A 3,803-nucleotide genomic window follows, 5' to 3' on the forward strand; every position below is an offset into this window, starting at 1 on the left:
TCAGTCGAACGCTCAATTGCCGCGAAGTCGAAGTGAACGGTAAGGTTTGACCTCTATCCCTCTCCATCTTGCTTCGCTGAAGATGGAGTCTCGCGAGGAAAAACGATGACACCAAAAAGTGGTTTATTTTTGATGGGTTCCTGTATTACCGCAATTGCGGCTGTTGGCTCAATTTTTGAACTCTCCTCCGGAACACCCCAGTTAGGTGCATCCGTCACGGAAATTATCCTGGCGGGTAGTATTCCCTTGAGTGGCTTTTTGTTCTACGCGGCTGTTCGTGATGCGAGGGCAAATCAGTAGAATTATGTCTCCCTGGGGTTTCCAAGCTCACGGACATTACTGATGACTGGTCAACATTGCCGTGGATTTTTGCGACCTCTTGCTGGCAGAGGTACAGCTAGACATCTATCTCCCTATCCCTTGTCTGAGGATCAGGAGATGGTGATTGGGCGTGATCCAAGCTGCGAAATAGCCTTAAACCCGAATCAGTATTTAATTGTATCGCGGCGTCATGCTAAGATTCGTCCCTGTTCACCCTGGAATCAGGGCTGGGAAATTTGTGATCTTAATAGTATTAATGGGACGTATGTTAATGGGTATCCGTTACGGGGATGCTGTCAATTGCACGCCGGCGATCGCATTGAACTAGGTCAAGATGGTCCTCAGTTTATTTTTGAGTGCCAGTTCAGTCCATCTCCATCCCCAGTCTCACCCGTTTCTTCGGCTTCATCGCTGACATCTGTCAGTGTAATCGGACATAAAACTCCCGATACGGTTACCTTTAGCCAACTGTTTCCCCTCGCTTCAACGGGAGCCGATTTAACTCAGAAGGCGTTTCTGAGACCCGCTATTCTCACGGTGGTTTTTGTTGTGTTGATGTTTATGGCTGTCGGTAAGCCAATGGTGTTTAATTTACTATTGGCAACCTATTTAACCGGTGCCGCCTCTTACTTTGTCTATCAACTGTGTGGTAAATCCAAACCCTGGTGGGTGTTATTCGGGTGTGCGATCGCGACGGGTTTAATTTTAACGAGTCCGTTGTTACCTCTATCGATTATCATTTTTCGCGACATCTTACCGGGAAGTTTACCCCAAGAAGGGGAACTGATCAGTTTTACCGCTCTGCTGATCCGTATGTTTTTCGGGGCGGGTTTGATGGAGGAATTACTTAAAGCCCTGCCGATTATTGGGGCGTATTTCTTGGGTAGACTGCTACGTTCCCCTTGGCGAGAACAGATTGGCGTCTGGGAACCTCTGGATGGGATTCTCTTAGGTACGGCATCAGGGGTGGGTTTTACCCTGTTGGAAACTTTAGGACAGTATGTTCCTGATATTATCGATAACGTAACCTTTCAAGCGGGTCAAGGATCGGCTCAACTGATGGGATTGCAATTACTCATCCCCCGTCTACTGGGTTCAGTTGCTGGACATATTGCCTATAGTGGCTATTTTGGTTATTTTATCGGCTTAAGTGTTCTCAAACCGCGAAAAGCTTGGCAAATTCTGGCAACGGGTTATATGTGTGCGGCGACTCTCCACGCCTTGTGGAATGCTAGTGGGTTTGTCAGTAGTTTATTGTTAGCGGTGGTGGGGATTTTGTCTTATACCTGTTTAGCCGCCGCCATTCTCAAAGCTAGAGCAATCTCGCCGACGCGATCGCAAAACTTCGCCACCCGTTTATTTTGATCCTAGATTAGAAGCCCCCCACTATAATTTTTAATTGAGTGGGGGATAATCTCACCAACCTGTATCCTCAAGTGCTAACTCAACGCACTCATGCTTTGGAGAAACTAATGCTGGGCAGAATTTTCCGCTGTTTCCTAGAGGTTCACTCAAATAGTTTATCGTTCAATCTGAGTTGATGGAGCTTATCGCTAGAAACTCAACCCGGAAAGCATTTGATGCCTTGCTCTAAAACAGTTGAGGACAACTTTTTTCAGATTAAAGGACAAACACTTCCCAAAAGATTCCACTGATGGACAATTTCTGCTTTTCTCCCTGAGACTGCAGGTTTATATAGTTCCTAATTTCACGGAAAAATACGGAAATTAGTTTGTAAGAGTAATCTTAACTGGGTGAACTACTACACCCTCTATCCCATTGCCGAAAGCATCTGGGACTACTTGGCGGAACTCTTTATCTCTATTCCAAGTTCAGAGTCCAAGACTCCAGAGAACCTGAGTCACCCGCAGAGCAATCATTAATAATCAATTGCCAAGTACCCGCAGATGAGTGTCCTTTAAACAAAGACAAAGGCTGAGTTGCACAATAGTTACCACTGGGAATTACCGCATGAGACCCAGCTACTGCGTCAAAGCTATGGGAAAAGTTATCGTTAAAGCTGTAATCCCCATTCAGGTCGTTGCTATAGCCACTGGACGAAAATTGCGGTTGTCCGGGACGCCGGAACAAGTCAACCACAACCCCACTTTCTACATGACGCAACTGAGCAATCAAGTCGCCCACCCAAGTATGTTCTAAATTCTTCAGTGTGACGGTGACGTTACTAATCGCGATATTTTCCGTCACCACAATCTCATCTTGAAAACTAGCCACTCCATCGGGAATTTTGCCACCACGACCACACCAACTGGAGTTCGCAGATGTGGCAATTTTAGCGTCTACAGTGGCAGTTGAGGTACGGTTCATTAGCTTAGACATAGGTTATAACTCCAAAACATGATTAAGTTGACAAAAGGTAAAACTCCGCTAGCGATCGCGAAATCATAATGTTAATAAACTTTGCGCTTTGTTACGCACTGTTAATGCACCCTTAATTTTTTCTAATTTCGCGACCATTCAATAATCTCCTCTTAATTAATAATGGCATTAGTTTGGCGTTTCTATCTAGTCCTTCTGGGGATCTTTACTAAAAAAAAACAATTTAATCAAGACTAAACTGATATATCGATTTTCTGTATTCCTTGCCTGATAAGCTATACCGCCTTTAATCGTTAACATTGTTGTCCACAGGTTTATGTGAATTTAATATAAAATTACATCCTCTATAGCTGTAATTAATCTCTGATGAGAGATTAAAAAACGCTTTCAAAAACTGGGAATTGCTCGGCAACGCCCTACCCAAAAAACGTATCAGATAGGCTGGTACAAGAGTCAGATGACCAGTTTTACACTAACCCTGCTTAAAAGCATTAAGGTTATATCTTTATCATGTAAATTTACTTGTTTTTTGGTAACGATTTGTTGCATAATCGGCTAAAAATTTTTTGGGCAATTAATCCAAGATATAGCAAAAGGCAGAAGGTTCACGAGTGCCATGTAGTCGTTTTAGCGGTTACATCGATCCTAACCTTTATGGCGACAGCACTATTTACCTCTTGACAAAGGCACTTCATTACGCTTTCCCGAAAATCCCGACTCTGCCCGTAGGGTTAGTGCGGGACGTTGACTGTTCTCAGATGCTGAAACTTTGTTTTCGTCATACTGATGTATGACATTGTTACACCATGTTAGATATTATGACAATCCGTTTCCTTTTGCAACCACTTAACTGAATAAATTTTGATTAATTTTGTAAAGATTTGTTAGGGTTGCCCGATCTAAGCACGATATCGAGACATGCAAACGCTGTCATTTTGAGTATTTATACTTATGCCCAAATACCGATAAGCTGCCTTTAAATGCGGAAAACCCAGATTAGGGCAGTGGAGAAGGGCAAAAGTCGAGGTAGCAAATCTGCGGAGATTTAAAGAGTATGTAAAGTTGATTAAAATCTCCTTAAGGCTTTGCTATATTGCGGATACAACCAGAAATTTCTACCCCCAGATAGATAGATGAACGGT

3 protein-coding genes are annotated in these 3,803 nt (G+C 43.5%); 2 read left to right on the top strand and 1 reads right to left on the bottom strand.

Features of this window, described 5'->3' with window-relative positions; genetic code table 11:
• Positions 1-105: 105 nt before the first annotated feature.
• Positions 106-300, top strand: a complete 195-nt coding sequence (locus ACLFWI_RS28220; RefSeq protein WP_006098114.1) for a hypothetical protein — start codon at positions 106-108, stop codon at positions 298-300.
• Between the two features lie 42 nt (positions 301-342).
• Complete coding sequence (locus tag ACLFWI_RS28225; protein WP_446415691.1) at positions 343-1,686, top strand: PrsW family glutamic-type intramembrane protease; 1,344 nt, start codon at positions 343-345, stop codon at positions 1,684-1,686.
• A 456-nt stretch (positions 1,687-2,142) separates the two neighbouring features.
• Here ACLFWI_RS28225 and ACLFWI_RS28230 read toward each other — a convergent pair whose 3' ends face one another.
• A complete protein-coding gene (locus ACLFWI_RS28230; RefSeq protein WP_446415692.1) occupies positions 2,143-2,661 on the bottom strand; it encodes a proprotein convertase P-domain-containing protein in 519 nt (172 codons plus the stop codon).
• Between the last annotated feature and the right edge of the window lie 1,142 nt (positions 2,662-3,803).

Origin of the sequence: Coleofasciculus sp. (assembly GCF_046539235.1) — a bacterium.
GTDB lineage: Bacteria > Cyanobacteriota > Cyanobacteriia > Cyanobacteriales > Coleofasciculaceae > Coleofasciculus.

Excerpts from the sequence above, each read along its gene's own strand:
- ACLFWI_RS28220 (WP_006098114.1), top strand. The coding sequence starts at position 106 with ATGACACCAAAAAGTGGTTTATTTTTGATGGGTTCCTGTATTACCGCA.
- ACLFWI_RS28225 (WP_446415691.1), top strand. The coding sequence starts at position 343 with ATGACTGGTCAACATTGCCGTGGATTTTTGCGACCTCTTGCTGGCAGA.
- ACLFWI_RS28230 (WP_446415692.1), bottom strand. The coding sequence starts at position 2,661 with ATGTCTAAGCTAATGAACCGTACCTCAACTGCCACTGTAGACGCTAAA.